The sequence below is a fragment of the Shewanella sp. 1180_01 genome (assembly GCF_052850535.1).
The window spans coordinates 1-321 of sequence record NZ_VXCT01000208.1 but is presented as its reverse complement, the minus strand read 5'-3'; the positions used below and the strand labels follow the sequence as shown (position 1 = coordinate 321).

General features: G+C 51.1%; 1 protein-coding gene. It reads left to right on the top strand.

Annotated elements, in window-relative coordinates; genetic code table 11:
* Window positions 1-316 (top strand): DUF3164 family protein (locus FW758_RS24885; protein WP_446446857.1); only part of this gene is annotated, 316 nt, incomplete at its 5' end.
* Between the last annotated feature and the right edge of the window lie 5 nt (window positions 317-321).

The window sequence follows — 321 nt, the reverse complement described above, 5'->3', positions numbered from 1 at the left end:
CCGCGTATTTGATGAGCGCATTCAAACCGCTAAAACCTTGATTGATGATTGCATTAAAAGTTGGAGCGGTGGCGCGGATACCCGTCTGATGGCCATGGTTGAGCATGCCTTTCGGGTAAACCAACAAGGTCGTATCGACGTTAACCAAGTGCTCAGTCTGCGCCAGCTGGATATCGACGATGCCAACTGGAAACGGGCCATGGACGCTATAGCCGATGCGATTCAAATCACAGGCACTAGCCAGTACCTGCGCTTATATGAGCGTCAGCCTAATGGCAAATACACCCAACTACCACTGGATATCAGCACCCTTTAGGGTGG